General features: G+C 72.0%; 25 protein-coding genes. 17 read left to right on the forward strand and 8 right to left on the reverse strand.

Features of this window, described 5'->3' with window-relative positions:
- Positions 1-19: 19 nt before the first annotated feature.
- Positions 20-1,339, forward strand: coding sequence for a sensor histidine kinase (locus GSY65_RS00720; RefSeq protein ID WP_159765276.1), 1,320 nt, complete (start codon positions 20-22; stop codon positions 1,337-1,339).
- Positions 1,336-2,004 (forward strand): response regulator, encoded by a 669-nt coding sequence (locus GSY65_RS00725; RefSeq protein ID WP_159765278.1) that lies wholly within the window; start codon positions 1,336-1,338, stop codon positions 2,002-2,004. Before GSY65_RS00720 ends, GSY65_RS00725 begins: the two co-directional genes overlap by 4 nt.
- Positions 2,005-2,142: 138 nt before the next feature.
- Here the strand turns inward: GSY65_RS00725 and GSY65_RS00730 are convergent, their stop codons facing one another.
- Together GSY65_RS00730 and GSY65_RS00735 are read right to left on the reverse strand one after the other, a co-directional pair.
- Positions 2,143-3,696: an RICIN domain-containing protein gene (locus GSY65_RS00730; RefSeq protein ID WP_159765280.1), complete on the reverse strand. Its 1,554-nt coding sequence runs from the start codon at positions 3,694-3,696 to the stop codon at positions 2,143-2,145.
- A gap of 929 nt (positions 3,697-4,625) precedes the next feature.
- Positions 4,626-4,829, reverse strand: coding sequence for a DUF6086 family protein (locus GSY65_RS00735; RefSeq protein WP_159765282.1), 204 nt, complete (start codon positions 4,827-4,829; stop codon positions 4,626-4,628).
- 351 nt (positions 4,830-5,180) lie between these two features.
- Between GSY65_RS00735 and GSY65_RS00740 the strand changes: the two genes are divergently transcribed.
- From GSY65_RS00740 to GSY65_RS00745, 3 genes are all read left to right on the forward strand, one after another.
- Complete coding sequence (locus GSY65_RS00740; protein WP_159765284.1) at positions 5,181-6,164, forward strand: phosphotransferase family protein; 984 nt, start codon at positions 5,181-5,183, stop codon at positions 6,162-6,164.
- A gap of 263 nt (positions 6,165-6,427) precedes the next feature.
- Positions 6,428-6,601 (forward strand): hypothetical protein, encoded by a 174-nt coding sequence (locus GSY65_RS33175; protein ID WP_201452423.1) that lies wholly within the window; start codon positions 6,428-6,430, stop codon positions 6,599-6,601.
- A 770-nt stretch (positions 6,602-7,371) separates the two neighbouring features.
- On the forward strand, positions 7,372-9,273 hold the full coding sequence (locus GSY65_RS00745; RefSeq protein WP_159775483.1) for an alpha-L-fucosidase: 1,902 nt from the start codon (positions 7,372-7,374) through the stop codon (positions 9,271-9,273).
- A 608-nt stretch (positions 9,274-9,881) separates the two neighbouring features.
- Here the strand turns inward: GSY65_RS00745 and GSY65_RS00750 are convergent.
- The gene (locus GSY65_RS00750; protein ID WP_236579644.1) at positions 9,882-10,961 is read right to left on the reverse strand and encodes a S8 family peptidase; all 1,080 of its coding nucleotides are present in this window, start codon (positions 10,959-10,961) and stop codon (positions 9,882-9,884) included.
- A gap of 208 nt (positions 10,962-11,169) precedes the next feature.
- Between GSY65_RS00750 and GSY65_RS00755 the strand changes: the two genes are divergently transcribed.
- Positions 11,170-12,081, forward strand: coding sequence for an NAD-dependent protein deacetylase (locus tag GSY65_RS00755; protein ID WP_159765288.1), 912 nt, complete (start codon positions 11,170-11,172; stop codon positions 12,079-12,081).
- Positions 12,082-12,158: 77 nt separating this feature from the next.
- On the opposite strand, the gene GSY65_RS00760 is transcribed toward GSY65_RS00755, so the two are convergent.
- Both GSY65_RS00760 and GSY65_RS00765 read right to left on the reverse strand, forming a co-directional pair.
- Positions 12,159-13,033 (reverse strand): IS5 family transposase gene (locus GSY65_RS00760; RefSeq protein WP_443043178.1). Its coding sequence is split into 2 segments (ribosomal slippage): positions 12,159-12,641 and positions 12,644-13,033, totalling 873 coding nucleotides; the frame shifts between segments, so codons are not numbered across the junction.
- 45 nt (positions 13,034-13,078) lie between these two features.
- Positions 13,079-13,942, reverse strand: a complete 864-nt coding sequence (locus GSY65_RS00765; protein WP_159765290.1) for an oxygenase MpaB family protein — start codon at positions 13,940-13,942, stop codon at positions 13,079-13,081.
- A gap of 159 nt (positions 13,943-14,101) precedes the next feature.
- Here GSY65_RS00765 and GSY65_RS00770 point away from each other — a divergent pair, with 159 nt between their 5' ends.
- From GSY65_RS00770 to GSY65_RS00790, 5 genes are all read left to right on the forward strand, one after another.
- Complete coding sequence (locus tag GSY65_RS00770; RefSeq protein WP_159765292.1) at positions 14,102-14,944, forward strand: UbiA family prenyltransferase; 843 nt, start codon at positions 14,102-14,104, stop codon at positions 14,942-14,944.
- Between the two features lie 166 nt (positions 14,945-15,110).
- Positions 15,111-16,202, forward strand: coding sequence for a type III polyketide synthase (locus GSY65_RS00775; RefSeq protein ID WP_159765294.1), 1,092 nt, complete (start codon positions 15,111-15,113; stop codon positions 16,200-16,202).
- Positions 16,199-16,717, forward strand: a complete 519-nt coding sequence (locus GSY65_RS00780; RefSeq protein WP_159765296.1) for an isoprenylcysteine carboxyl methyltransferase family protein — start codon at positions 16,199-16,201, stop codon at positions 16,715-16,717. Before GSY65_RS00775 ends, GSY65_RS00780 begins: the two co-directional genes overlap by 4 nt.
- An 11-nt stretch (positions 16,718-16,728) precedes the next feature.
- Positions 16,729-17,838 (forward strand): NAD(P)/FAD-dependent oxidoreductase, encoded by a 1,110-nt coding sequence (locus GSY65_RS00785; protein WP_159765298.1) that lies wholly within the window; start codon positions 16,729-16,731, stop codon positions 17,836-17,838.
- Entirely contained in the window at positions 17,835-18,191 is a 357-nt protein-coding gene (locus GSY65_RS00790) for a zinc-binding dehydrogenase (protein WP_159765300.1), read from the forward strand. The genes GSY65_RS00785 and GSY65_RS00790 overlap by 4 nt, the downstream gene beginning before the upstream one ends.
- A 104-nt stretch (positions 18,192-18,295) precedes the next feature.
- On the opposite strand, the gene GSY65_RS00795 is transcribed toward GSY65_RS00790, so the two are convergent.
- Complete coding sequence (locus tag GSY65_RS00795; protein WP_159765302.1) at positions 18,296-19,255, reverse strand: hypothetical protein; 960 nt, start codon at positions 19,253-19,255, stop codon at positions 18,296-18,298.
- A 459-nt stretch (positions 19,256-19,714) separates the two neighbouring features.
- Between GSY65_RS00795 and GSY65_RS00800 the strand changes: the two genes are divergently transcribed.
- The 3 genes from GSY65_RS00800 to GSY65_RS00810 all read left to right on the forward strand — a co-directional run bounded on the left by GSY65_RS00800 (position 19,715) and on the right by GSY65_RS00810 (position 21,928).
- On the forward strand, positions 19,715-19,966 hold the full coding sequence (locus tag GSY65_RS00800; RefSeq protein WP_159765304.1) for a hypothetical protein: 252 nt from the start codon (positions 19,715-19,717) through the stop codon (positions 19,964-19,966).
- Positions 19,967-20,266: 300 nt separating this feature from the next.
- Positions 20,267-21,256 (forward strand): BtrH N-terminal domain-containing protein, encoded by a 990-nt coding sequence (locus tag GSY65_RS00805; protein WP_159765306.1) that lies wholly within the window; start codon positions 20,267-20,269, stop codon positions 21,254-21,256.
- A 108-nt stretch (positions 21,257-21,364) separates the two neighbouring features.
- Complete coding sequence (locus GSY65_RS00810; RefSeq protein WP_159765308.1) at positions 21,365-21,928, forward strand: dihydrofolate reductase family protein; 564 nt, start codon at positions 21,365-21,367, stop codon at positions 21,926-21,928.
- Here the strand turns inward: GSY65_RS00810 and GSY65_RS00815 are convergent.
- The gene (locus GSY65_RS00815; protein ID WP_443043186.1) at positions 21,910-22,281 is read right to left on the reverse strand and encodes a LysR substrate-binding domain-containing protein; all 372 of its coding nucleotides are present in this window, start codon (positions 22,279-22,281) and stop codon (positions 21,910-21,912) included. The two genes, GSY65_RS00810 and GSY65_RS00815, sit on opposite strands and share 19 nt — an antisense overlap.
- Positions 22,282-22,367: 86 nt before the next feature.
- Here GSY65_RS00815 and GSY65_RS00820 point away from each other — a divergent pair, with 86 nt between their 5' ends.
- Together GSY65_RS00820 and GSY65_RS34435 are read left to right on the forward strand one after the other, a co-directional pair.
- A complete protein-coding gene (locus GSY65_RS00820; RefSeq protein ID WP_159765312.1) occupies positions 22,368-23,096 on the forward strand; it encodes a hypothetical protein in 729 nt (242 codons plus the stop codon).
- Positions 23,074-23,547 carry a squalene/phytoene synthase family protein gene (locus GSY65_RS34435; RefSeq protein WP_159765314.1) on the forward strand — a complete coding sequence of 158 codons (474 nt, stop codon included), beginning with the start codon at positions 23,074-23,076 and terminating at the stop codon, positions 23,545-23,547. Before GSY65_RS00820 ends, GSY65_RS34435 begins: the two co-directional genes overlap by 23 nt.
- On the opposite strand, the gene GSY65_RS00830 is transcribed toward GSY65_RS34435, so the two are convergent.
- Entirely contained in the window at positions 23,498-24,121 is a 624-nt protein-coding gene (locus tag GSY65_RS00830) for a GNAT family N-acetyltransferase (RefSeq protein ID WP_159765316.1), read from the reverse strand. The genes GSY65_RS34435 and GSY65_RS00830 overlap by 50 nt on opposite strands.
- A gap of 392 nt (positions 24,122-24,513) precedes the next feature.
- On the opposite strand from GSY65_RS00830, the gene GSY65_RS00835 reads away from it, so the two are divergent.
- Complete coding sequence (locus GSY65_RS00835; protein WP_159765318.1) at positions 24,514-25,602, forward strand: glutamate--cysteine ligase 2; 1,089 nt, start codon at positions 24,514-24,516, stop codon at positions 25,600-25,602.
- Positions 25,603-25,751 lie beyond the last annotated feature (149 nt).

The raw sequence follows: 25,751 nt of genomic DNA on the forward strand, positions 1-25,751 counted from the left end.
TGCGAGAGCATGGGGGATCATGACACAGACCCCCGCGACCGCCGCCCGGGGGACGGCCACCGCGCCGTCCCCCGGACTCGCCGACGCCTGGGCGCACCCCCTCCTGGGCCGTATCCTGCGCGGTCAGGGCGCGCGGCGCCGACTGGACCAGCGGCATCCGTGGCTGCTCGACACCGCGGTCGCCCTCGTCGTCGCCCTGTCCAGCCTCCCCGACCTGCTCTCCGACAGCCGCCACGGCCCCTTCGGAGCCGTCACGAACGGGACCGGGTTGCCGACCCCTGTGCTGATCGCCTTCGCCGTCGCACTCGCCGTACCGCTGTGGTGGCGCCGTCGGACCCCGGCCGTCACGTACTGGGTGATCGCCGCGGTGTTGCTGGCCCAGTGGTCGCTGGGGGTGTGGCAGCAGACCGGCTTGGCCGCGCTCATCGCCCTCTACAGCCTGGCCCTGCACGGCTCACTGCGCGCGCTCGGCTGGGCCGCCGCCGTGACCACGGCCGAGATGACCCTGGCGGTCTGGCTGCTGGCCCCCATCGAGCAGCCGTTCCTCGGGCTCTTCTTCATGCTGGGCACGGCGACGGCGGCCGTCGCCGTCGGCCTGACGCTGCGGATCCGCCGCCTCTACCTGGCGGCGCTGGAGGACCGGGCCGCGCGTCTGGAGGTCGAGCACGACCAGCGCATCCGCCTCACCACCGCCGCCGAACGCGCCCGCATCGCCCGCGAGATGCACGACATCGTCGGCCACAACCTCTCCGTCATGGTCAGCGTCGCCGACGGCGCCGCCGCCCTCGCCACCAACCGCGGCGAGGGGTCCGCCGAGCCCTTGCGCATCCTCGCCGACACCGGCCGTCAGGCGATGAGCGAACTCCGGCGCGTCCTGGGCGTGCTGCGCGAGGAGCGGGGACACGAGGAGGACGAACGGCCGCTCGGCCCGCAGCCCGGCATCCACGACCTGGACCCCTTGCTGGCCCGTGTACGCGCGGCGGGGCTGCCCGTGACCTACCGGACCACAGGTGACCTCGACGCTCTCGGCAGCGGTATCCAGCTCACCGTGTACCGCATCGTCCAGGAAGCCCTCACCAACACCCTCAAACACGCGGGCCCGGGCTCCACCGCCGACGTCACCCTCGCCAAGGACGCCGGCACCGTGCGCGTCAGGGTCGCCGACACCGGCGTACCCGCCGCCGGGGCGCCGTCCGGCGGCGCCGGGCACGGTCTCGTCGGCATCCGCCAGCGGGCCGCCATGTACGGCGGCACCGTCACCCTCGGCCCGCCCTCCACCGGTCAGGGCTGGCTCGTCGACGTCGTGCTCAACGTACCCCCGGGAGATCATCAGCCATGACCACCGTCCTCATCGCCGACGACCAGCCCTTGCAACGCATGGGCGTGCGCATGCTCCTGGAGGGCACCCCCGGACTGACGCCGGTCGGCGAGGCCGGACACGGCGCCGAGGCCGTGCGCATGGCCGCCGAACTCCGCCCCGACGTCGTCCTCATGGACATCCGCATGCCCGGCATGGACGGCATCGAGGCCACCCGCCGCATCAACGCCGCCGGTGGCCGCACGCGCGTCCTCATCGTCACCACCTTCGACCTCGACGAGTACGCCTACGAAGGCCTGCGCGCCGGAGCCAGCGGCTTCCTCCTCAAGGACGCCCGCCCCGAGGAACTCGTCGCCGGCATCCACGCGGTCGCCACCGGCGACGCCGTCGTCGCCCCCCGCCTCACCCGCCGCCTCCTGGACGCGTACACCCACCAGGTCCTGGCACCCGCCGACACCTCACCCGCCGAGGACCCCCGGCTCCGCACCCTCACCGACCGCGAACGCGAAGTCCTCCTCGCCATCGGTCAGGGCTGGACCAACACCGAGATCGCCGAACGCCTCGTCCTGACCGAATCCACCGTCAAGAAGCACGTCGGCCGCGTCCTCGCCAAGATCGGCGCCCGCGACCGCATCCAGGCCGTCATCACGGCGTACGACACCGGGCTGGTCAGAGCCAAGCCGTAGCGCGCCCACGACTCGTCGTCGAACAGCCACGGTCGGGGTGACGCTTCAGCACACCCGACCAGCCGAGTCACCCAGCCGGAAGACACGCTCCGACCGCCTTCGGGCATGAGTTCGGAGCGAAACCGGTTCCACGGAGCCTCATGTCCCGGACCCGGCCGTGGACCTCCCGGAGACCGGCTCGACCAGCCACCTCTGTTCCGCCTGTCCGTTGCGGGGGCTCAGCACCAGAATGGTGTCGGGCTCGGGCGAGGCGGGGGCGATCACGAGGCTCCCCTCGTCCTGGGTGCGTAGTTCCCCTTCGGGGCTCAACTCGAAGCGCAGACCGAAGGAGACCTCGCCCGAGGCGTCGCAGGACTCCAGATCCAGCACCTCGTCGTCCCCTCCGGCGTCCAGGCACAGATCCGGTTCCGCGAGGTTGCTCAGGAGACCGTCCTCGAGGTACGTCCACCGCTGGGTACTGGCGCTTGAGCAGGTCGACAGCGTGACCTCGGCGCCACGTGCGGGCGGCGTCCCACGGACGTCCATGCACAGGTCGGCGCCGGCGTTGCGCAGTCTGCCGCTCTCGGGGGAGACAGGCAGGGCGGTCGAGGCCACCGGGGACGAGGGCGACGGCGTGGGCGTGGTGGGCGTGGGCTGCCGCGACTGTGGCGGCGGTGCGGTGTTCTGCGAGGACGTACCGCTCACGAGGAGTGCGGCCGCGACAGCGGCCGCACCGGCGGAGACGCAGACGACGAAGATCATCGTGCCTCTGCGGGTGGCACGAGGCCGTCGCTTTCCTGCCGGCCCTGGTGGCGTCTGCCGGGTGGGCGTGGGACCGGCGTCGGCTTCGGTGGCGGCCGCGGCAGCGGATGCCGTGCGCGAAGGGCGCGCCCGGCACGCCGCCAGATAGGGGTGAGCGCTCTCGCCGAGGAGTGCTTCCGCCAGCAGCACGCCGGGGTTCTCGGCGCAGAGCCTGAGCTGTTCGGCGGCGTGTCGGCAGTAGGGGCACTGATCCAGATGCAGTTGCACCTCGGGCAGCGCGGAACCGGCACCGCGTGCGGGTGCGTCAAGAAGGCGGCTGTAGTCCCGGCACTCTCTCCCCGCCGAGTTCTCGACATGCGTCCGCAGGATCGCCGAACGCAACTGCTCCCGCGCCCGGTTCAACTCGTAGGGCGGTACGTCCCCTTCGATGCCGAGCAGGGCCGCGAGGACGGCAGACGGTTCGGCCTCCACGTCCATGTGCCACAGAACGTACTGCGTGGTCCTCGGGAGTCGCAGGAAGGAGACGTGGGTCAGGTGCCGGTTGGCGGCGACCGGATGTACGGGGGGTGCGGCGCTGTCGGCGGTCCCGGCCTGGTCGTACGACGGACCCGGGACGTTGCCGGTCAGTGACCGCGCTCGCGCGGAGTCCCGCACGGTCACGAGAAGGCGAGGGCGCAGGGCGTCGGTGGACCCGGTTGCCCGGAGTTGCTGCACCACATGACGGAACGCCGTGGAGGCGAGCGCTCGCGCGACGGCGGGAGACCCGGAAGCGCAGATCTCAGCGAAGTCGGAGACCGCCGGCCCATGTCGCGCGATCAGCGCAGCGACCGGAGTGGTGCCCTCGATGGTCCGGGACATCCTCAGCGCGGCGACGACGGCGTCGTCCGACATCCCCGGAGCGGTCTCGGGGTCGGGGGCCGTGCTTGCGGGATACGGGTGAGTGGAGGACACAGAGGGCTTTCCTTCTCCCAGGCGTGCTGGGGGCCTCATCCGGGGCTGTTACGGGAACAGCGGCAGCGCGGACCTGGCTGTGACCGTGCGGAGGGAGGGGCCTCGCGGTGGTGACCGCCTGGGCGTGCCGCGCGACCGCCTCGCGGGATACGCGGGCAACCCCAAAACCCGTGCGAACCGATGGGCCGGTTACGAGGTGTGCTGAGCATGAACCACCCTGTCACACAGGTCAGATGTCCAACAAGAGGCGCTGGGACGAAGGAGAACGGGAACGGCTCCCGCGGGCGGAACACGGTGCGCCGGTGAGCCCGCCGGGCCAGTCGGAGGCCGTGGCCGACGGTGGGACCAGGCCATCGGCCCGCCGTCGTCACGGCGCGACGCCGGGCTCGCGGTCACACGCGATCCGCACGCCGTCCTCGCGGAACCGCTGCGGACACGGCGTGGACGCCGCGACGTCGTTCCAGGCCGCTTCTCAGCAGGCCCGGGTCAGGTGCCCCCCATTCCCGCGGCAGTCGCGGTGAGCGTGTCCCGCCCGGTGGGTTCGCCCGGGCGGGACACGCTGTCCGTGCTGGCAGGTAGGGCGGCCACCCGAGGAGGTACGCCTTCACGATGGTGACCCGGCAGGTGTCGCCCTGCTTGTCGGTGAGTGCGTCCTTGAGGGAGACAGAGGTCGCCTTCTTGGGGTGGCTGAGAGAAAGTGTGGTGGTGACCTTGTGGGTGAACCCGGTGTGCAGGGAGCCGGTGCGGTCGTGGAGCGGGTTGTAGGTGGTGCTGCCCTTCTGCCTGGTACCGCCGATGTTCGCCGGTCGCGCCGAGGGTCGGCCCATGCCTGCTGCCAGGCGGAGCTCTTGTGGTAGGGCCAGGCACGGCCGTGTCGGCACCACAATCAGGGTGTTGGGTCGTGAAGGGGCGGTGGTGGGTGCACCGGCTCAGCGGGCCATCCATGCGAACTGCGCGTTCGCGGCCGGATCCACCTCGACGGTGTCCGGGTCGCCCCCATGCTCGCCGTGGCCGATTCCCGAGGCCAGTTCGAGTTCGGCCTCGAAGGCCTCGACCTGCCGCAGGAAGAGGCGGCCGGCACTGTTGGAAGGGTTCCACAGCGTCTCGTCGCCGATGTCGAAGTACATACTCATCGCGGATCCCCCGTGCTCAGCAGCCCTGGCACAGGTAGAAGATCGTGCTGGTGGGAGGCACCTGGGTAAAGCGGTGCCTTGGAGGCGCACAGGTCGTTTCCTCTGGCGGGGGCACAGTTGAGTTGTTGGCGCCCCTTTGACCGGACCCGTTCGTCGGCGCAGAGACACCGCTGACATGGGCGCGCGAAGACGAGTCGGCGATGCGCGCGCGTTGTCGCTCCAGGGCCTCCCGGGGAACTTGCACGGGAAAGCCTTGGCTGTCGCCGCGACGAGTCCCACGGGACCGCCTCAGGAATGGTGGGCGGGGTGGCCAGGGGATGCGTTGGTCGGTGAAGTGGATAGCCTGCCTCCATGGTTACGGAGGAAGGGGCCGGGCTCATCGGTGCCGGCCTCGGGGGTCAGGGCCGGGGTGCGACGCGTGCCTGGGTGGAGAAGGGGCTGTCCGAGGCAGAGCGCGTCGAAGAGGTCGTACGGTTGCGAGGCGGGTGGACGTCGGAGATGCGCCGTCTGGACGTCCGTGGGCCGGGCGGTCGCCGGTCACTGGTCCTGCGGTCCTTCGTCAAACCCTTCTTCGCTCGGCACGCGGAGGGCCTGCTGACCCGCGAGGCAGCTGTTCTGCGCCTGCTCGGCGACACGGACGTGCCCGCCGCCACGCTTGTGGCCGTGGACGCGACGGCGCAGCACTGCGATCATCCCTCCTTGCTGATGTCCCTCCTGCCCGGGAGCGTGCGCCTGGACGATGAAGGGGCCGATCTGCGTGCCGAACTGCTGGCTCGTCAGTTGCTGAGTCTCCATCGGCTGCCGGTGAGCGCAGAGGCACGTCCTCGCACCTATCAGGCGTGGACGTCTCCCGAGCGAGTGAGCCCGCCCGACGACACCGAGCGGCCTGAGCTGTGGCAACGGGCCGTGGACGTGATCCGTCGCGAGCCCCCGGGCTACCGGGGCTGCTTCCTGCACCGGGACTTCCATCCCGGCAATGTCCTCTTCACGGGCGACGGCGACGGTCTGCGGATCAGCGGCGTCGTCGACTGGGTGGAGACTTCCTGGGGTCCGGCTGACCTGGACGTGGCCCACTGCTCGACGGCCCTGGCCCTCCTGCACGGCATTCCCGCGGGCATGCACTTCGCCGACCGCTACGTCGCCGCGGGAGGCACACTGGCCGAAGACCGCGCCGTTCACCTCTACTGGCGGCTGCTCGACGCGTTGGCCTTCGCTCCGGACGCCGAGAAGGTCGCCGTTCCCTGGCGCGAGGTGGGCCGTACCGATCTGACCCCCACGGTGCTGACCAGGCGGCTGGAGGGATACGTCCAGGCCCTTCTCGACCGCTACGCCTGACTCCGGATCGGCAGCCGACGGCTTTTCGTTGGGTCGCCGCCGGCGGACGAGGGTTCTGCGGTGCGATGCCGCTCCCCCCGCAGAGCGCACCAGCGGTTCGGCTGCCGCCCAGGTGCGCGACGAAGGTCGGAGGCAAGATCAATGTCAGTACCCGGCCGTAGAGTGCACTGCAGGTGGCCTGTCCTCGGCCGCAGCCCGCAGCCGTGAGCCACCTCACCGGCCCCGCATCGTCGGCCGGAAAGTGAAAGAGAGCAAGATCCCGCGTGTTCCAAGAGACTCCCATCTTCAGCCGCCTCGTCGACGAGCGTGGTGACATCCCCGCCCAGGTGCGCGGTGAAGCCGAACGCATACGCCGCGACCTCGCACGGGTGATGCCCTGGGCACCCGTATCCGACCTGCCCGCCCGCACCATGCCGGACCGTGGCCGCCGGCCGTGATCCCGCGGGCGCCCTTCGTTTCCGCCTGTCCGGGAACGGGATGCTGCGGCCGGGAACCGAGGAACCCCGGTGTCAGTAGGTGCGCGGAACGGCGTCGGCCCGATGAGAGGCAGACGACACCGGGTGGAACGCGGCGGCTCACTGTCGTCAGACAGCGAGCCGCCCACCGGCGGGGTAGGAGGCGCGCCGACCGAGGAGCGGCCCAGGAGGGAACCGCAGTCGGCGAACCGCCCAGCCGTCCGGCGGCTGACACCAGTTGCCGACCCCGCGATCAGTACGGCACGGGGCGGGTCTGCGTGAGATGCACACCCAGCCTCCCCACGAACAGGCCGATGTCGCGTGTGCCGAAGCGGTGCCGTTCCCTGGCTCCCCGATGCCGGGCTACAGCCGGCCACGGCCCGGCGGCTGCCACCGTTCCGGGGGCGGCCCGGTCACGCGCACGGACGGCCACTGACCGGCGACGGCGCGCGCGGGGACACGGACACGGACACCAGCGCGATACATGTGATGTCTCATCCGCCTCTTGCTCGATGAAAAGCCTCAATGCGGCCAATGGTCATGGCAGTTGATCTGATTCATCCCTGCACGGGGATTGACCGTTCCGGCTCGCAGGTGAGATTCATAAGGAACAGCAACCCCTCCCCTCTCTCTGTTCCCGTGCGTCGGCGCTCCCTGCCCCTCGTCCGGGCCCGCTTGCGGTGCCCCCCGCCGGCCGCGACTCAATCACCTGGGAGTGACGAGTGTCGGATCGACTGTCCCGCAGACGCTTCATGGGTGTGGCCGGCGGTGCCGCCGTGGCCACCGCACTGCCCGTGGTCCCCGGACCGGTGTCCCCGAACCGGGCCGCCGCCGCGACGCCCCAGGACAACCTGGGCAGACTGGCCGACCTGCGTTTCGGGATGTTCAACCACTTCAACCTCGGCACCTTCACCAACGAGGAGTGGGCGGCACCGCACCAGAACCCGGCACTGTTCGCCCCCACCGCCGTGGACTGCGCCCAGTGGGCAGCCGCGGCAGCCGCGGCGAACATGAGCTACGGCGTGCTGACGACCAAGCACCACGACGGCTTCTGCCTGTGGCCGACCGCGTACGGCACCCAGAACGTGTCCTCCAGCGGCTACCGGCACGACATCGTCGGCCAGTACGTCGACGCGTTCCGCGCCAAGGGCCTGAGAATCGGCCTCTACTTCTCCATCTGGGACCGCACGCACAGCGTCGAGGCGTACGACCCCCGCCACGGGGTCGGCAGCGACGAGGCCGTCCAGCCGTCCGATCTCCCCTACATCCTGGGCCAGATCACCGAGCTGCTGACCGACTACGGCACCATCGACATGTTCATCACGGACGGATGGGCCTGGCAGATGGGCCAGCAGGCCGTCTCGTACCAGCTCGTCCGCGAGCACGTGAAGTCGTTTCAGCCGGACATCGTCATGATCGACCACGGCGCCCTGTCCGTGCCGTTCCTCGGCGACGCCATCTACTACGAGGAGCCGCTCGGCGTCACCGCGCCCGCCGGCAACACCTACGCCGCCCTGCAGGGACAGACCATCAGCAACGGCTGGTTCTGGCATCCCGCCACCCCGGCCGAGAGCCTCATGAGCAAGTCGGCGATCCTCTCCCACCTCGCCGATCTCGAACCGAAGTACACCTCGTTCATCCTGAACTGCCCGCCCAACCGCAACGGCGTACTCGACACCAACATCGTGAACCGGCTCGCGGAGGTCGGCGCCGCGTGGAGCCCGGACACCTCCAGACGCCCGCTGCCCGCCCAGCCCTTGCGGGTCGAGCACCCGGTCACACCGGTGAACGCCTACGCCACCGCCTTCCACACCGGCGAGGGCCCGCTCCACGCCATCGACGGCCTCAGCGACCGCGGCTTCGAGACCTGCTGGTCCACCTGGAACCTGCCGCTGCCCCAGTCGATCACCATCGACCTCGGCGGCGTCTGGAGCAACGTGTCCAGCCTCGAGTACCTCCCCAAGCAGTGGAACCGCACCAACTCCACCGACGGCGACATCACCTCGTACACGATCTCGACCAGTACCGACGGCGTCACCTTCACGCAGGCCGCCGGCGGCACCTGGGCCGGCGACCGCACCCTCAAACTGGCGGAGTGGCCGGCCAGGAACGTGGGCTTCGTGCGGATCCAGGTCACCGCCGCGACCGGCGGGTACGCCAACATCGGGGGCCTGCGGATCGGCGGCCGGACCGCCGGACCCGAACTGGTCTCCCGCCCACTGCCCGCAGCCGGCGCCCCCTGCCGGCTCGTCGCCCGGCACAGCGGCAAGGTCGCCGACGTGCAGGACGCGGGCACCGCCGACGGCACCAACGTCCTGCAGTGGACCTGGAAGAACAGCGCCACCCAGAAGTGGACCTTCGTCAGCACCGGTGACGGCTACTTCAAGATCCGCAGCGTCGCCAGCGGCAAGCTCCTCGAAGTCGGCGGACTGTCCAGGGCCGACGGCGGCAACGTCGCCATCTGGTCGGACGACAACGTCCCCCAGCAGCACTGGGCCGTCACCCCCGTCGGCGACGACTCCTATCTGATCGTCAACCGCTTCAGCGGACTGGCACTCGACGTCAGCGCGGCATCCACGAGCGACGGCGCCAACATCGACCAGTCGGTGTACGACGCAAGCCCGCAGAAGCGGTGGCGGATCGTCCCGTCCTGACGGACGAGCAGCACACACACGCACGCGCCACGGCAGTAGGGAAGCGTCGAACGGCCCGCGGCGGACACGACGACGCGCGATCGCCATCCGCCCGCCCCGGGTCCGACGCCGCGCCGGGCCGGACCGTACGGCACGGTGGCCTTCTCCACCGTGGCCGAACCAGCCGTCGAGCACGACCAGTACGGGCACCGCCGCGGTGGGTTGTTCTGTGGGAGGTCGCCGTCGGTGCCGCCACGGGAGCGCTCATCGGTCTCCATGCGCCGCTTCGCGCCACCGCATGCCCCGTGATGGGCGGGGGTGGATTGTCAGAATGCGTCTCCGGCTCTGCTGGTGAGCCGGTTCGGCAGCACCGCCGGTCTGAGGGACGTCGACGGTCGGTCGGGGGAGGGTGCGGCGTGGTGGAACCGCTCCGGTACGGAGTCGATGCCGAGCGGGTGGGACCGTACGATGTGACGGGCCGTCTGGGCTCCGGCGGCATGGGCGGCGCGGCGAACAGCAGCTTCACCCACTCGTGTTTCCCCGACCACAGTGCCGCGCCCCTGACCTGCCGTTGGAGCGATCCGTCCGTGTCGTGGGCAGTTCCACGGACCGGCGACGGCCGTGGCGGGTCAGATGCCGCCGGTGTTGAGCAGCCGGTTGGGGGTGTCGGCGCGGACGCCGCGCAGGACGCGACGGGTGGCCGTACGGTCGAGCCAGACGTGTGCCTCGGCGGCCGAGGCGCGGGGGTGCGCCGACAGGTAAAGCGCGAGCACGCCGGTCGCGTGCGGCGCGGCCCAGGACGTCGCGCCGTACTCCTCGGTGACCGTGCCGCCGCCGGCGAGTGCGGCGGTGATCTTCTGGCCGGGGGCGTACAGGTCCACGCACCGTCCGTAGCCCGATCCGTGGGAGGCGGTGTCGTTCCAGACCCGGTCCTTCGACGTGGAGGCCGCGACGACGATCGTGCCGGGGACACCGGACGGGGAGTGCTTGCAGGCGTCGTCGCGGAAGTTGCCGGCCGACACCACCGTCGGGATGCCCGCGTCGACCATCTTCCTCACCGCGGCGTCCAGGGCCGCCGACCGGCGGTCCAGGTTCAGGGACATGTTCACCACCGCGGGCTTCTGGGCGTGGGCGGTGACCCACTTGACCGACTTCACCAGGGCCGCCTCGGCCGCCGCCGGGGAGACGCCGCCGTCGCTCTCGCACGGGATGCCCTGGACCCTGACGAGTTCCGCCTGGGGAGCCACGCCGTACTTCGCCCCGCCGATGACGCCCGCGACGAACGTGCCGTGTCCGACGCCCTCCTCGCTGAAGCAGTCACCCGAGTCCTTCGGACCGACGAAGTCGGCGCCGCGGTGGGCGCGTCGGCCGAACTCCGTGTGGGAGATGTCCATCCCCGTGTCGATCACATAGACGTGCACGCCCTTGCCCGTGGCCTTGGTGGTGAGCCTGCCGTTCAGGGGCCGCGCGCGCTGGTCCAGGATGTCCAGGTTCCACGGCACCTGACGGGTCAGGGGTGACGCCGCGGTCCGCGCGAGCCCGGACGACTTTCCCTCGATGTCGGGCGAGGTCGAGGCCGCGCCGGACGGCACCCCGTCCCCGGTGTGTGCCGGGGAGCCCCCCGTGCGGGGCGTCCCGCGGTTCCCCTCGCCCGCCGCACCGGCCCCGCCGCCGCAGGCCGAGGCCCCGAGCACCGTCAGCAGGGCCATCACCACAAGACCGGTCCTTGTCACGTTCCGCGCCACAACGTCCCCCACGGTCCTCTTCGCGCACAGTCAGCGCACTAGACGACGAGGCAGGGGTGGGCGGTTCCTGCCCGTGTGCGGTTCACGACCAGGCGATCGGCACGGGCCCGCAGCCGATCCGAAGGGCAACGCCCGAGACGTGGGCGGCGGCGTGTTCCGTACCCTGGGCGGCATGCGCATGCGCCCCACCCTGAGCTGGTCTCCCACCGACGACCTTCCGCCGGGCACCACGGATCTCGGACCCGTCGCCGACGCCCTGGGTTCCGGCGGTGTGCTGGTGCTCAGCGGGGCGGGCCTCTCCACCGAGTCGGGCATCCCCGACTACCGCGGCGAGGGCGGCAGCCTGAGCCGGCACACCCCGATGACCTACCAGGACTTCACGGCGAGCGCGCAGGCGCGGCGCCGGTACTGGGCGCGCAGCCACCTCGGCTGGCGCACCTTCGGCCGCGCCCGACCCAACGCGGGGCACCGTGCCGTGGCCGCGTTCGAGCGGCACGGCCTGCTCGCGGGGGTGATCACCCAGAACGTCGACGGTCTGCACCAGTCCGCCGGCAGCGAGGACGTCGTGGAACTGCACGGAAGCCTGGACCGGGTCGTCTGCCTGTCCTGCGGCACGTTCACTGCGCGCCGCGCACTCGCCCGGCGGCTGGAGGAGGCCAACGCGGGCTTCGCGCCGGTGGCCGCCGGGATCAACCCGGACGGCGACGCCGACCTCGGCGACGAACAGGTCGGGGACTTCCGTGTCGTGCCGTGCGCCGACTGCGGCGGCATCCTCAAGCCGGACGTGGTGTTCTTCGGGGAGGCCGTTCCGCCTCGGCGGGTCGAGCACTGCCGCTCTCTGGTCCGCCGGGCGGCCTGCCTGCTGGTTCTGGGCTCCTCGCTGACGGTGATGTCCGGGCTCCGGTTCGTGCGCCAGGCAGCCGAGGCGGGAACGCCCGTACTGATCGTCAACCGGGACGCCACTCGGGGTGACCGGCACGCCGTCACCCGGGTCGCCCTCCCGCTGGGAGCGGCCCTCACCACGGTCGCCGAGCGTCTGGGCGTACCCGTTTCTGACGAGGGGGTGGCGTCCGGGGCGGGGTAGCGGCGAAGCCACATGCTAGTGCCGCGACGGGCAAACGTTGCCTGACGCGGCACTAGGGCGTGTATCGAATGTGCTGGTCACAGCCATTCATTGATGGCCGCTACGAGGACGGTCGCCTCGTAGCGGACCGCGAGCTTGTCGTACCTCGTGGCCACGGCCCGGTGCCTTTTGAGGCGGTTGATGCCGCACTCGACCGCGTGCCGAGCCTTGTAGTCCTGCGGGTCGAACTTCGGCGGTCGGCCGCCGCGCGAGCCGCGTTTCTTGCGGTTGCGGGCCTGGTCGGCCTTGTCCGGGATGGTGCAGCGGATCCTGCGCTGCCGCAGGTAAGCGCGGTTCTTCCGGGAGGCGTACGCCTTGTCGGCGCGCACACGATCGGGCCGGGTGCGCGGCCTGCCTGGGCCAAGACGCGGGACGCGGATCTTGTTCAGGACAGGCTCGAACTGCGGGGAGTCGCCCCGCTGGCCGGCCGTGATCACGATGGACATGGGCTTCTGGCCTTGTTCGACGGCCAGGTGCAGCTTGGTGGTCAGGCCACCGCGCGAGCGGCCGAGGCCGTGGTCGTCGGGCTCGACGCCGACGCCGCCGGGCGGCTCCTTCTGCAGCTCCCCTTTTTCCTTGCCCCGGCGGCGTGCTGGTGGGCCCGACACACCGTGGAGTCGACGTTGATGTCCCAGGTGATCAGCTCTTTCGCGTCGGCCCGGGCCTGGAGCGCGGTGAAGATCCGATGCCAGGTGCCGTCCCGCTGCCACCGCCGGAACAAGTCGTACGCCCGGCCCCACGGCCCGTACTCGGCGGGCAGGTCCCGCCACGGAACGCCAGTACGGACCCGGAACCGTATGCCGTCGATCAGCTGCCGCCTGGCCCACGTCGGCGGCCGTCCGGGCTTCTTGCCCTTCGGCAACAGCGGTTCCAGCACCGCCCATTGCGCGTCCGTCAGATCTCCACGTGCCACGAAGCAAGATCATCTCACGTTCAAGATCCACTTTCGACACACACCCTAGGTCGGGGGCCGCATGCTCCACCTGATGGCCCTCGTCAGGGCATGGCCCGTGAGGGGAATCGCGACGCTCTCGACCACCGGGAGACGAGGGAGGCCCAGCAGCGTGCGGGCCCAGTCGGGCAGGGATGTCACGGCGTTGGCGGCGAGCAGGGCGTAGGCGGGCCGGGCGGGGAGCGGCAGCGGTGGGTGGACGAGCAGGAAGCGCGCCGCCGCCCGGCTCTCCGGGGTCGCCCGCAGCTCCGGACGGTACGCGGCCAGACGTGAGTCGAGTTCGGCCCGTGTGCGGGGCGGGTCCGGTACTCCGAGGGCCGTCGCCACCTTCGCCGTGTCCGCCACATAGGCGTCGTAGCCGGCGGACGACAGGGGCTGTGCCCCGAACCGTTCGTGGGCGCGCAGGAAGCTGTCCGTCTCGGTGATGTGGACCCATTCCAGCAGGTGAGGGTCCGAGGCACGGTAGTGCTCGCCCTGCGGCGTCGTCCCCGTGACCCGGTCGTGGATCGCGCGGACCCGTTCGACGGCGCTGCGGGCGTCGTCGGCGGTTCCGAAGGTCGTCACGGCCAGGAACGTACTGGTGCGTTGCAGCCGTCCCCAGGGGTCGCCGCGATATCCGGAGTGGGCGGCCACGGCGGCCATGGGCAGCGGGTGCAGGGACTGCAGCAGCAGGGCCCGCAGTCCGCCGATGAACATCGAGGCGTCGCCGTGCACGACGCGGATGGGCCGCTCCGGGCCGAACCAGCGCGGACCCGGCGTGTTGTGGATGCGTGCCCGGTTCGCCGGACCGTCCGGCCCCGCGACGCGCCGGAAGAGTGCTTTGCCGAGTCTGTCCCGCACACCCGAGACAGTGAGGACGTCCCTCTGCATGGTCCTATTCTGCGTCGTCGTCGCCGAGAAAACAGGTGGCGGCGTACGGCGGGGCCGTCCGCCGAATGCCGGACCGCCTCGTGTGAGCGGGCGGGTGGCGTGGCAGCGATCCTGTATGTCCCTGGTGATCACGTGTGCCGGCCCGGTCGGGGTGCTGCGATGCCCGTGACCGCCCGTGCGGTTCCGGCACGCCCCGGATCGTCGTCCGTGCCCGCGCTGCTCGTCGCTGCCCACGGCGGGCCCGCTCTCGCGGTCACCGCTGTCACGGCGCTGCTCGCCCTGCGTGCCGGGCTGCGCCCGTTCGACGCCTTCGCCGTCACCGCGGCGGTGTTCACCGGTCAGCTCACGATCGGCTGGGGCAACGACCTGCTGGACCTCCGTCGCGACCGCGCCGTCGGTCGCGCCGACAAGCCGCTGGCCACCGGGGTCCTCCCGGCCGGCCGGGTGGTGGGGGCCCTGGTCGTGGCAGCAGGTGCCTGCATCGTGCTGTCCGCGCTCGCCGGCTGGCGCAGCGCGCTGCTCAACGCCACCCTCGCCACCGGCGCGGGTCACGCCTACAACCTGGGGCTCAAGGCGACCGTGTGGTCCTGGGCGCCGTACGCCTGCGCGTTCGGGACGTTGCCGTCGGTCGTCACCCTCGCCGACCCCGCCCTGGGCTGGGCGCCGCTGTGGATGGCCGGCGCGAGCGCCGCCCTCGGGGTCGCGGCGCACCTGCTCAACACGCTGCCCGATCTCACCGACGACGAACGGACCGGTGTCCGCGGCCTCCCCCACCGGCTGGGTGAAGGCCGTTCACGCGTCCTTGCCGCCGTGCTGCTGTCCACCGCATCGCTGCTCGCCGTACTCGGCCCGGCGGGGACACCGCCGGTCTGGGCGTGGGCGGCCCTCACCCTGGTGACGGTCCTGGCGCTGCTCACGCTGGTCGCCCCGGCCCGGACTCCGTTCCGTGCCGCGGTGGCCATCGCCCTCCTCGACGTCCTCCTGCTCGTGGCGGCCGGCTGATGACCCCGGCAGCCCTCCATGACGTCCCCGGAACCCGAGGGACGACAGGAGCCGGGCCGCTGCAGCACGGGCCGCACAAACCAGAGGAGCCAGAGGAGCCAGAGGAGCCACAGGCGCCACGACAGCAACGGGAGCAACGGGAGCAACGGGAGCAACGGGAGACTTCATGAGCACGCGCATCGTCAGCGTTCGCGGCGCCCTGCCCGAGCATCTCCACCGGCAGGAGGACATCACCGAGCTGGTCACCACCACCCTGCTGGGCGAGGAGCTCGCCAGGCAGGGCGTCGTCGAACGGATGCACCGCAATATGTGTGTCGAGACCCGGCACACCGTGCTCCCCCTGGAGGAGTACGCCCGGCTGAAGGACTTCGGCCAGTCCAACGACATGTTCATCCGGGCCGGCGTCGAACTCGGCGCTCGCGCGGTCGTGGACGCGCTCAAGGGAGTGGGCCTCACCCCGGCCGACGTCGACTACGTGGTGTCGTGCACGGTGACCGGCCTGGCCGTCCCCTCGCTGGAGGCCCGTGTCGCGGCGGAGATCGGGCTGCGTCCCGACGTGGTGCGCCTGCCCCTCGTCGGTCTGGGCTGTGTGGCGGGCGCGGCCGGTGTCGCCCGGCTGCACGACCTGCTGCGCGGTCGCCCGGACGGGGTCGCGGTGCTGATGTCGGTCGAGCTGTGCTCGCTCACGCTCCAGCGCAACGACACCTCGGCCGCCAACATCGTGGCCGGTGGGCTGTTCGGGGACGGTGCCGCGGCGGTGGTCGCCGTGGGGGCGGGACACGCGCTCGCGCAGTCCGACGACCCGGCTCGTCCGCAGGTCCTCGCGTCCCGCAGCCGCCTGTACCCCGACTCGGAGCGCATGATGGGCTGGGAGGTGGGTTCCGGGGGGCTGAAGATCGTGCTGGACCCGTCCGTTCCCGACCTGGTGCGGCACCACGTGGGTGAGGACGTCCGCGGTTTCCTCGCCGACCACGGGCTGACCCGTGACGACGTCGGCTGGTACGTGGCGCACCCCGGTGGGCCCAAGGTGCTGACGGCGCTGCAGGACGCCCTCGGAGTCGAGCGGGACGCGTTGGGCATGACCTGGGAGTCGTTGCGCCGGATCGGCAACCTGTCCTCGTCGTCGGTGCTGCACGTCCTGGCGGACACACTGGCCGAGCGTCCGCCCCTGCCGGGTTCCCACGGGCTGATGCTCGCCATGGGGCCGGGCTTCTGCTCGGAGCTCGTGCTGCTGCGGGCTCCGGGAGGTGCGCGGTGAGCAGCGAGGTCCTGTTCACGGCCCTGGTCCTGGCGGTCGGCCTGGAGCGGGTCGCCGAGCTGGTCGTGTCCCGGCGCAACACCGCGCGGAGTCTCGCGCGGGGCGGTGTGGAGGCCGGGCGGGGGCACTACCCGTTCATGGTCGCCCTGCACACGGGTCTGCTGGTCGGCGCGCTCGTGGAGGTGTGGCTGCGCCGGCCGGACGCCGTGGCGGTCCTCGCCTGGAGCATGCTCGCCGTCGTGGCGGCCGCGCAGGCGCTGCGCTGGTGGTGCATCGCCACCCTGGGACGGCAGTGGAACACCCGGGTGATCGTCGTGCCGGGCGCCGCACGGGTGGCGGACGGCCCTTACCGCTGGATTCCGCATCCCAACTACGTCGCCGTCGTCGCGGAGGGGGTCGCGCTCCCTCTGGTGCACTCGGCCTGGGTGACGGCGGTCGTCTTCACCGCGCTCAACGGGTTCCTGCTCGCCGCCCGCATCCGCACCGAGGACGCCGCGCTGGCGCAACTGGCCTGAAGGAGACGCCCATGGACCTGCTCGTCGTCGGCGGAGGACCGGCGGGCCTGGCCACGGCACTGCACGCGGCCCGCGCCGGGCTCGACGTATCCGTGTGGGAGCAACGCGCGGGCACGGTCGACAAGGCGTGCGGCGAGGGACTGATGCCCGGCGCCGTCACCGCCCTGGCGGCGCTCGGCCTGGACCCGCCCGGCCGTGCCCTGCGCGGTATCCGCTACGTGGCCGGACACCGCCGGGTCGACGCGGACTTCGCGGCGGGCCCCGGCCGGGGCGTACGTCGTACGACACTGCACGCGGCGCTGCGTGAGGCGGTGCTCGCCGCGGGCGTACGGATCGAGCAGCGCACCGCGCGGCGCGTCGAGCAGGACGGCGACGGCGTGCGGGTCGACGGCACCCGTGCCGCCCATCTCGTCGCCGCGGACGGCCTCCACTCGCCGATCCGCCGGTCCCTGGGACTCGACCGGCCTCGCCACGTCCGCTCGCCGCACGGGACGGAGTACGCGTCGGTACAGGGCTCGGGGCGCGGATCACCGTACGGGGCGTCGCATGGGGTGCGGTACGGGTTGCGACGCCATTACCGGCTCGCCCCGTGGAGCGATCGCGTCGAGGTGCACTGGGCAGCGAGCGCCGAGGCGTATGTGACCCCGGTGGCCGACGACCTCGTGGGCGTCGCGGTGCTCACCGCCGCCCGCGGGTCCTTCGACGACCACCTCGCGGCCTTCCCCGGACTGCGGGAGCGGCTGGCCGGTGCGGGGCCGGCCGGGCCGGTGCGGGGGGCGGGCCCGCTGCGCCAGGACGCGAGCGCGCGCACCGCCGGCCGTGTGCTGCTCGTCGGGGATGCCGCGGGCTATGTAGACGCCCTGACCGGTGAGGGCATCGCGCTGGCGCTCGCGCAGGCGCAGGCGGCCGTCCGGGCCGTCGCCGCGGGTGATGTGGCGGGCTACGAACGGGAGTGGCGCCGGCTCACACGGCGGTACCGGTGGCTCACCCACGCGCTGCTGCGAGCGACACGGGTGCCGCCGTTTCGCGCGTCGCTGGTGCCGATCGCTCAGCGGCTGCCGTGGGTGTTCACCGCCGCCGTGGACGCGCTGGCACGGCCGGGCGCGGGCACTATGACGTGATCCTGGACAACGTGGGCAACCGCCCGCCGAGCCGGCTGCGCGGGGCACTCACGCCGACGGGCGTCCTGGTCGCGAACGGCGGTGGCTCGCCCGGCCACGTGTTCGGGGCGATGGGCTCCATGCTGCGGTTGAGCTTGGTCAACGCGTTCGTCCGGCAGCGGCTCCGGCCGATCCTCCCGTCCGCCCCGGCCGGACCCACCCACGAGGACCTGCTCAGCGTCCCGGCGCTCATCGAGGCGGGCAGGCTCACCCCGGTCGTCGAGCGGACGTACCGGTTGGAGGACGCCCCCGCGGGCGTGCGCCATGTGGAGGAGGGACACGCCCGCGGCAAGGGCGTGATCATCATGCCGTGAGGGGGCACCCACTGACGCCGGCTTCGACGCCGCCCTCCCCACCGGTGGCCCAGTGCCGCGCCCGGGGGCGCTCGCGCGGTGTCGCCCGGCGCAGTACGGAGTTCTCAGTCGGCCCGCCACGTCAGCGTCCTGACGCCGTCGCCCTCGCCCTGGAACGACACCATCGCCGGGCGGTCCCCCTCGGGGAGCAGGTGGATGGTGCACAGGGTGAGCGTGGACCCCGGCGCGAGGCGGGTGTGCGGGACGCTGCCCCTGCACTGGTCGATGCCCTCTCCCCCGCCTGCGCCGGAGAAGTCGATCAGCGGCACCGGCTGGACCTCGCGGCCTCCGGCGGTCCGCAGGCCGACACCGTCGTCCATGACCGGCAGGAGCTTCTCCTTGCCGAGGTTGCGGTACTGGAGGGTGACGTACCACGGCACCGGCTTCTTCGACGTGCTGCCGAGGTCGTAGTCGCCCAGGTCCTCGAGACTGCCGGCCTCCACGCTCTTCGGCGTGACGCGGAGGGGCACCGCGTCGCCCTTGGTGGTCACATCCTTGTACGAGGATTCGGCGCTCGTCCTCGCGTCCAGCAGGCGTCCGTCGTTGTCGTCGCCCTTGCCGTCGCCCACCTTCCACAGCAGGGTGGCGCCCGCTTCGTCGGCGTACGCGACGGTGACGGGCGTCCGTCCCTTGGGCAGCATCACCAACTGGCACACGGTGGCCGTCGCCTTGGGGGCGACCGAGGCGGGACCTGCCGCGCCGCAGTCGTCGGGGAGCGGGCGACTGGAGGCGGTGGCCAGGGTGTCGGTGTTCCACAGCGTCACGGCCCGCCCCGGCGTGCCGTCCGCGAGAGTGACCGTGAAGTGCGACTCCGGGTCCGGCTGGGCCAGGGGCGCGGACCCGGTGTTCGTGTAGGTGATGGTCAAGTAGTACGGGACCATCCCCTTGAGGTCATCGTCCAGCCTGACATGGTCGAGGTCCGCGGCCGTGCCGCGTGCGAGCCGCTCGGGCGCGACCTTCAGGCTGTGCGTCGCGCTCCGGTCGGTCCACGTCGCCGACCGGACCGTCGAGTCGATCGGCAGCACCGTCGCCGCAGCGGGTTTGCTGTTTCCCTCAGCGGAATCACCGGACTTCGAGCCTTCCGCCCCGCAGGCCGCAACGCTCAGCGAGAGCAGCCCAGTTCCAGCAGCAGCCATCAGCCTTCTGCGCGCTCGCACATGCACCCCCGTGCCTCTTCACCATTTCGTTCGCAACGCGTGATCAGCTTACGCACAGACGGCGACGGTCACGTTCCGGGGTCCTGGCTCCTGGCTCCTGGCTCCTGGCTCCTGGCTCCTGGCTAGGACGATCGACCAGGACTGCGTCCGGCTGTCGGCTGCGCAGCATCTGCGGGGTGGAGATGTCCGAGGAGGAGCGGGGGCGGGAGCGACGGGAACCGGTTTTCGGCCTGACCGTGTTCGCCGGGAGTCGCGTGTTTCCCGCGGAGATGCCGGGTATCACTTCCGCGCGACGGCGGGCGCGCCTGCCGCCGGGAGGGGGGTGCCATGACCGGCCAGAGGCGGATGGCGAACACGAACCGTGTCATCGGGCTGCTGATGACGGTGTCCACGATCGTGGCAGCGATTCCACTGGGCGCTCTGGCCTTCGCCGATCACGTGCTCTGGGCGTACGGTCTCTTCGAACTGCTGCTCGGTGTGCTGATCTTCGGTGTCGCCATGCTGATCATGGGTGAACGATTCGAGGAAACCGGGGGCGAGACCAGCGGGAACGACGGCGTCGGCCTCGGGGGTCTGTAGGTCCGAATCCCTGGGCACAGCCCTGCTGCGACTCGTCGGCCCTCCCCGACCAGGATCTCGCCACCGCCGTCGCCACCGCCGAGGGGCCCACGACGCCCGACGGCCACACCGCTCACGCCGTCGTCCGACGTATCGCCGCCGCCCTCGCCCCGGCCGCCCCATCCCCAACCACCCCTGATCCGGGGCAGGGTGGAAGAGGCCGGGAACGCCCGGAGCCGGGAGGGACACGGGTAGCGTGTGGCCTGCCGGACGAGACAGCCGGTGAACCGGTCCGCCCCGAGCCTCCCCGGAGCACACCCCATGACCATGGTCGACGGCATCGACGACCGGGGCCTGCAGCACTGCGAGACCACCACACTCGCGGTGCTGCTGCGCCACGAGGGACTCGATCTGTCGGAAGCCATGCTCTTCGGGCTCGGTGCCGGGCTGTCGTTCATCTACTGGGACAGCAAGAGGATGGACTTCCCCTTCCTCGGGGGGCGTGTCAAGCCCTTCGCGCTCACCACCAACCTCGCGGACAGGCTGGGGCTGGAACTCCAGGTGAAGGAGACCACCTCGCCCCGCAAGGCCTGGGAGGACGTGACGGCCGCCATCGACGCCGGCCGGCCCGTGGGGCTGCAGCTCGACAGCCACCACCTCGACTACTTCACCTCACGCGTGCACTTCGGCGGGCACATCGTCGCCCTGTACGGCTACGACGACCAGTACGCCCACCTCGTGGACACGGCCCAGCAGGGCGGGGCGGTGACCACCGGCCTGGACGCTCTCGCCCGCGCCCGCGCCGAACGCGGCCCGATGACCGCCAGGCACCGCTCCTTCACCCTCACCGTCCCGGCGGACGCCGCCCCGCCCCGGGAACGGATCGTCCCGGCCATCACCGCCTGCGCCGACGCCTTCCTCGACCCTCCCATCGCCAACCTGGGCCACCGCGGCATCGAGAAAACCGCCCAGCAGGTCCCCACATGGCTCCGGCGGAGCGACCACCCCGAGCGCGATCTGCCGCAGGTCGCCCTGCTGATGGAGAAGGCCGGTACCGGCGGCGCCCTCTTCCGCAACCTGTACCGCGACTTCCTCGCCGAATGCGCCGAGCAGATCGACAGCCCGCACCTGCGCACGGGGCACGCGCTGTACTCGGAAGCAGCCGGGCTGTGGACGCACACCGCGGACCTCATCGCCCGAGCCGGGCGCACGGGCGACACCCAGTACCTCGAACAGGCCGGAACCCAACTGCGCGACCTCGCCCGGACGGAACGCGAAGCCATGCAGGCGCTGAGCCGCCTGGCGCCATGAACGCGCGCACGGCCCGCCGGCGCCCTGCGCCGACATCCAGCGGTGCGTCGTACGGCGTACGGCGGCGAGCGGTCGTACCGTCGGACGCGTCACCGAGGAGGACTTCCGATGCGCACAGTGACCTATTCGATGAACGTCTCGCTCGACGGGTACATCGTCGGGCCGGACGGCGGCCTCGACTGGACGCCACCCGACGAGGAGGTCTTCCGTTCCTGGATCGACGAGATCCGAGGGGTCGGCGTCCACCTGCTCGGGCGGCGGCTGTACGAGACGATGCTGTACTGGGAGACCGCCGACGAGGACCCCTCGCTCGACGCGTCGCAGCGCGAGTGGACCGCGCTCTGGAAGCCGCTGCCCAAGGTGGTGTTCTCCACCACGCTGTCGACGGTGCAGGGCCAGGCACGTCTGGCCTCGGGCGGCCTGGCCGAGGAGATCGAGCGGCTGCGGGCCGAACCGGGCAGCGGTGACATCGCGATCGGCGGCGCGACGCTCGCCGCCCAGGCCGCCGAGCAGGGGCTGATCGACGAGTACCGGGCCCGGGTCTACCCGGTGCTGGTCGGGGGTGGCATTCCGTTCTTCCCCCGGCATGAGCGGCGTGTGGATCTCGAACTCGTCGACACCCGCACCTTCACCGCGCAGGTCGTCTACGTCCGCTACCGCGTGGCGCGGTGAGCCGCCCCGGGCATCCCGCCGCCGACCCACTGCCGGGTCATCTCCTCCGCCAGAGCCTCCGCGGCCGGCGAGGTCCACCGCCTGCGATGGCGGGCCGGCCGCGCGGGCACATCACGGAGGTCCGGGGCCGGTACGCCCTGCCGCACGTGCTCCTCCACGCTCGTCAGCGGCAGCAGGGGCAGCCCCAGACCGGCGGCGACGCACGAGCGGGCCGCGTCGACGCCGCCGAACCGGGTCAGCCGGGGCCGGGTGTCCGGCACGGCGAGCAGCCGCCGCTCCAGCGCGTCGCTGTACGAGCAGCCCCACCGGCTGCGGCAGGTCCACGGGTGGTGTGCAGAATCTAGCCAGGACACGCACCTGCCGATGGCTGGAACTCGTCCCTCGTACCCGAGCCGACGAGGCTCGCCGAGCACTCGAACCACGAAGTGGGGGGCGGAACATGAACCTGACGCCGAGGAAGAGCCGGCGCAGACCCGGCGCCGTGCGGACGGCCCTGTTGAGCGTGTGCGCCGCTGCGGCGCTGGGCGTGACGGGTTGCTCCGGGGGCGGGAGTACGGACGACGTCGGCGGCGACGCGCAGCCGAGCGTGACGGCGACGAGCGGCGCCGGCGACAAGGGCGACGGGAAGGGGGCGACCGACGCTACGGCGGCGGGCGGCACCTCCGGCACGAAGGCGTCCGCGGGCTCGGGTGCGGACGCGGGCTCGGGTGCGGACAGCGGCGGCACGTCGGGCGGCGGCACCCCGGTCACCTCGAAGCCCTCCAAGGCCACCGCGACGGGGTCCGGGGGCGGCGGGGGCGGCTCCGCCGAGGGGGACGACTGCGACCACAAGATGCCCATCTCCCCCGACGAGATCGCGGTCTACCGCTACACGCCGGAGGGAGGGTCCCTGAGCCTGATCGTGAAGCACGGCAACTGGGGCTGCGGCACCCCCGACTCGGACGGGGCGCCGTTCGAGACGGTCGGCAAGGAGACGTACATCCCGATGGACCAGGCCGCGTACGTCACCGTGACCAACCCCATCGTGGAGAGCACCACGAACCAGAAGATCGGCGTCCAGGAGTTCCTCGACTGGCTCGACGCGCACCCGGACTCGGGGCTCGTCTTCACGTACCACCTCGGCGACGACGGGGCCATCGACCGCCTTGAGGAGGTCTTCATCCCGTAGCAACCGCCGGGTCGATCGCGGTGGGCGCGCCCGGCCGGACTTTGACGACGGGGCGTTCCGGGCGGGGTGCCGGACGTTCATCGAGGCGGGCCAGCGGCTCGACTTCGTCAGCGACCTCGCGGAGGACCTGCGGGAGGGGCGGCTCGGCGTACCGATGGAGACACTGAAGCGGTTCTCCGTCACCGTGGAGGATCTAGCGGCGGGGCGTGAGTCGGCCGGCGTACGCGAGTTGGTGGGCGATCAGGTGCGGGCGGCCCGTGCCGGGTTGCGCCCACCGAGACGAGCGGCGACCGCGGGGGCGTCCCGCGTATCGGATCGGGGTCCTGGTGGGCCACGCCGTGGCGGGCGCCCCTCACCACCTCCCTCGCCGGCGGTGCCTCGGCCCGGCCGTCGGACGAGGGTCACGGTGTGCGGCCCAGGTAGGTCACCGGGCCGGGGTCCGGGACCTTGATCTCGTGGAAGCCGAGGCGGTCGTAGAAGGCGCGGGCCGGTGTGTTGGCGGTCAGCATGGAGAGGTGGACGGCGTTCACCTCTCGCTCGCGAAGAGCCCTCAGGAAGATGTGCATCAGGGCTCGGCCGTGGCCCTGCCCCTGCCAGGCGGGGAGCAGGTCGATGTGCAGGTGGGCGGGGTAGGCGGCCACCTCGGGGACGAGCATGCGCTCGGGGCGGTACAGCAGTTCGGTGATCGCCTCGTCGGGCGTGCGCGGCGGGGACGGCGGCTCGGGGAAGCGGTCCGCCACACGGGGGAGCCACGTCGTACGGAACCACTCCACGAAGGCGGGGGTGTCGGCGGTGCCGAGGATGTAGCCGACGGCGCGGCCCCCACCGTCGTCCAGGACGAACGTCAGGTCCGGTTCGAGTCGGGCGTAGGGCGTCGCGAAGATCGCCGGGAAGATGTCGGGGTCGGCGTAGTGGGGGCGGCTGTCCTGGCCGACGTGGGCGGTGCGGACGCAGATGTCGTGGAGCGCCTCGGCGTCCTCGGGGCGGTAGGGGCGTACGGCGGCGGGCGCTGCGGGTCGGGTCACCGCAGCATCCTGTGCGGTCCGGGGCCGTTCCGGCAACCGCCGCTCTCGGGCCCGCGGCCGTGCCGTGAGGCGCGGCCCGGTCGGTGCCGCGGGGCCCGGACGTGGTCCGGTCCTCGTCCGCCGTGCCGTGCGGCGCGGCCCGGTGGGTGCCGCGGGGCCCGGACGTGGTCGGGTCCTCCTCCGCCGTGCCGGTCGCGCGGCCGGCGCCGCGGCCGGCGCCGCGGCCGGGTCCGGTGCCGCGCCGGGCCCGCACGGCTTCCGCAGCTCCGCTCGGGTACCCGGACCGTGGAGGCGAGGCGCACGGAGCGTGGTCCCCCGACGACGAGGTGTCCCGTCCCCGTGCGAGAGCACACGGCCGTCACCATCACCTCATGGGAGAGGGGCCACATCACGTGCGTACCGTCGGAGTGGAAGAGGAACTCCTCCTGGTCGATCCGGAGACCGGTGAGCCCCGGGCCAGGGCCGCGGCGGTGCTCGCGCGTGCCTCACGGGACGGCACGGGGCAGGACGTGTTCGAGAAGGAGCTCCACGACGAGCAGGTCGAGTTCGCGACGCGACCGCAGTCGAGGATGACGGACCTCGGGTCGGAGATCGTCCGCTGTCGCAAGGACGCGGCGCGGCACGCCGAGGAGGTCGGCGGGGCGGTCGTGGCGCTGGCCACGTCGCCGCTGCCCGTCCACCCGACGATCACCATGAACAGCAGGTACCAGTGGATGGCCAGGGAGTTCGGGCTCGACACGCAGGCGCAGCTGGTGTGCGGCTGCCACGTCCATGTGTCGGTGGGGTCCGAGGACGAGGGTGTGGCGGTGCTGGACCGCATCCGGCCGTGGCTGTCCGTGCTGACGGCGCTCAGCGCGAACTCGCCGTTCTGGCAGGGCCGCGACAGCGGGTACGCCAGCTACCGCAGTCAGGTGTGGGACATGTGGCCGATGGCCGGTCCGGCGGAGATCTTCGGCACGGCCGAGCGGTACCACCGGTACGTGGCGGGGCTGATGGCCACGGAGGTCGTGCGGGACGAGGGGATGGTGTACTTCGAGGCGAGGCTCGCCCAGCGGTACCCGACCGTGGAGATCCGGGTCGCGGACGTGTCTCTGCACCCCGACACCGCGGTGCTCGTCGCGGCACTGACCCGAGGGCTCGCCGACACCGCGGCACGGCAGTGGCAGGCGGGCCGGGCCCCTCTCGGCCACACGGCCGCGATGCTGCGGCTGGCCCGGTGGCGGGCCGCCCGGTCCGGGATGACGGGGAACCTGCTGGACCCGGTGACGATGCGGCCCCGCCCCGCCGACGAGGTGATCCGCTCCCTGGTGGACCACGTCGAGGAGGCCCTGGCCGACAATGGCGACCTCGATCTGGTCCGCGACTTCCTCGCCACACTCGCGGGGCGGGGCAACGGTGCCCGGGTGCAGCGGGAGGTGATGGAGCGGACCGGAAGTCTGCGCGAGGTCGTCGCCGCCTGTGTCCGGCACACCCAGGCGTGAGGGCTCCCTGGCCGGGCGGGGCCGCCTGAGCGAAGATGTCGTGCGCCTAGGTCGGCGCGGACGGGGTAGTGCGTTCCGAACGTCTGTCGGCTCTCCTTCCCCCGGCGGGGGGCCGGCGGCCCCGTTCGTCAAGTCTCGAAGGCGAGGAA

This window comes from Streptomyces sp. HM190 (assembly GCF_009857135.1).
Classification (GTDB): domain Bacteria; phylum Actinomycetota; class Actinomycetes; order Streptomycetales; family Streptomycetaceae; genus Streptomyces; species Streptomyces heilongjiangensis.

What these genes read in the sequence shown, in the direction of transcription:
- GSY65_RS00720 (WP_159765276.1), top strand. Translation starts at nt 20, where the DNA reads ATGACACAGACCCCCGCGACCGCCGCCCGGGGGACGGCCACCGCGCCG.
- GSY65_RS00725 (WP_159765278.1), top strand. Translation starts at nt 1,336, where the DNA reads ATGACCACCGTCCTCATCGCCGACGACCAGCCCTTGCAACGCATGGGC.
- GSY65_RS00735 (WP_159765282.1), bottom strand. Translation starts at nt 4,829, where the DNA reads ATGAGTATGTACTTCGACATCGGCGACGAGACGCTGTGGAACCCTTCC.
- GSY65_RS00740 (WP_159765284.1), top strand. Translation starts at nt 5,181, where the DNA reads ATGGTTACGGAGGAAGGGGCCGGGCTCATCGGTGCCGGCCTCGGGGGT.
- GSY65_RS00745 (WP_159775483.1), top strand. Translation starts at nt 7,372, where the DNA reads ATGGGTGTGGCCGGCGGTGCCGCCGTGGCCACCGCACTGCCCGTGGTC.
- GSY65_RS00750 (WP_236579644.1), bottom strand. Translation starts at nt 10,961, where the DNA reads ATGGCCCTGCTGACGGTGCTCGGGGCCTCGGCCTGCGGCGGCGGGGCC.
- GSY65_RS00755 (WP_159765288.1), top strand. Translation starts at nt 11,170, where the DNA reads ATGCGCATGCGCCCCACCCTGAGCTGGTCTCCCACCGACGACCTTCCG.
- GSY65_RS00765 (WP_159765290.1), bottom strand. Translation starts at nt 13,942, where the DNA reads ATGCAGAGGGACGTCCTCACTGTCTCGGGTGTGCGGGACAGACTCGGC.
- GSY65_RS00770 (WP_159765292.1), top strand. Translation starts at nt 14,102, where the DNA reads ATGCCCGTGACCGCCCGTGCGGTTCCGGCACGCCCCGGATCGTCGTCC.
- GSY65_RS00775 (WP_159765294.1), top strand. Translation starts at nt 15,111, where the DNA reads ATGAGCACGCGCATCGTCAGCGTTCGCGGCGCCCTGCCCGAGCATCTC.
- GSY65_RS00785 (WP_159765298.1), top strand. Translation starts at nt 16,729, where the DNA reads ATGGACCTGCTCGTCGTCGGCGGAGGACCGGCGGGCCTGGCCACGGCA.
- GSY65_RS00800 (WP_159765304.1), top strand. Translation starts at nt 19,715, where the DNA reads ATGACCGGCCAGAGGCGGATGGCGAACACGAACCGTGTCATCGGGCTG.
- GSY65_RS00805 (WP_159765306.1), top strand. Translation starts at nt 20,267, where the DNA reads ATGACCATGGTCGACGGCATCGACGACCGGGGCCTGCAGCACTGCGAG.
- GSY65_RS00810 (WP_159765308.1), top strand. Translation starts at nt 21,365, where the DNA reads ATGCGCACAGTGACCTATTCGATGAACGTCTCGCTCGACGGGTACATC.
- GSY65_RS00820 (WP_159765312.1), top strand. Translation starts at nt 22,368, where the DNA reads ATGAACCTGACGCCGAGGAAGAGCCGGCGCAGACCCGGCGCCGTGCGG.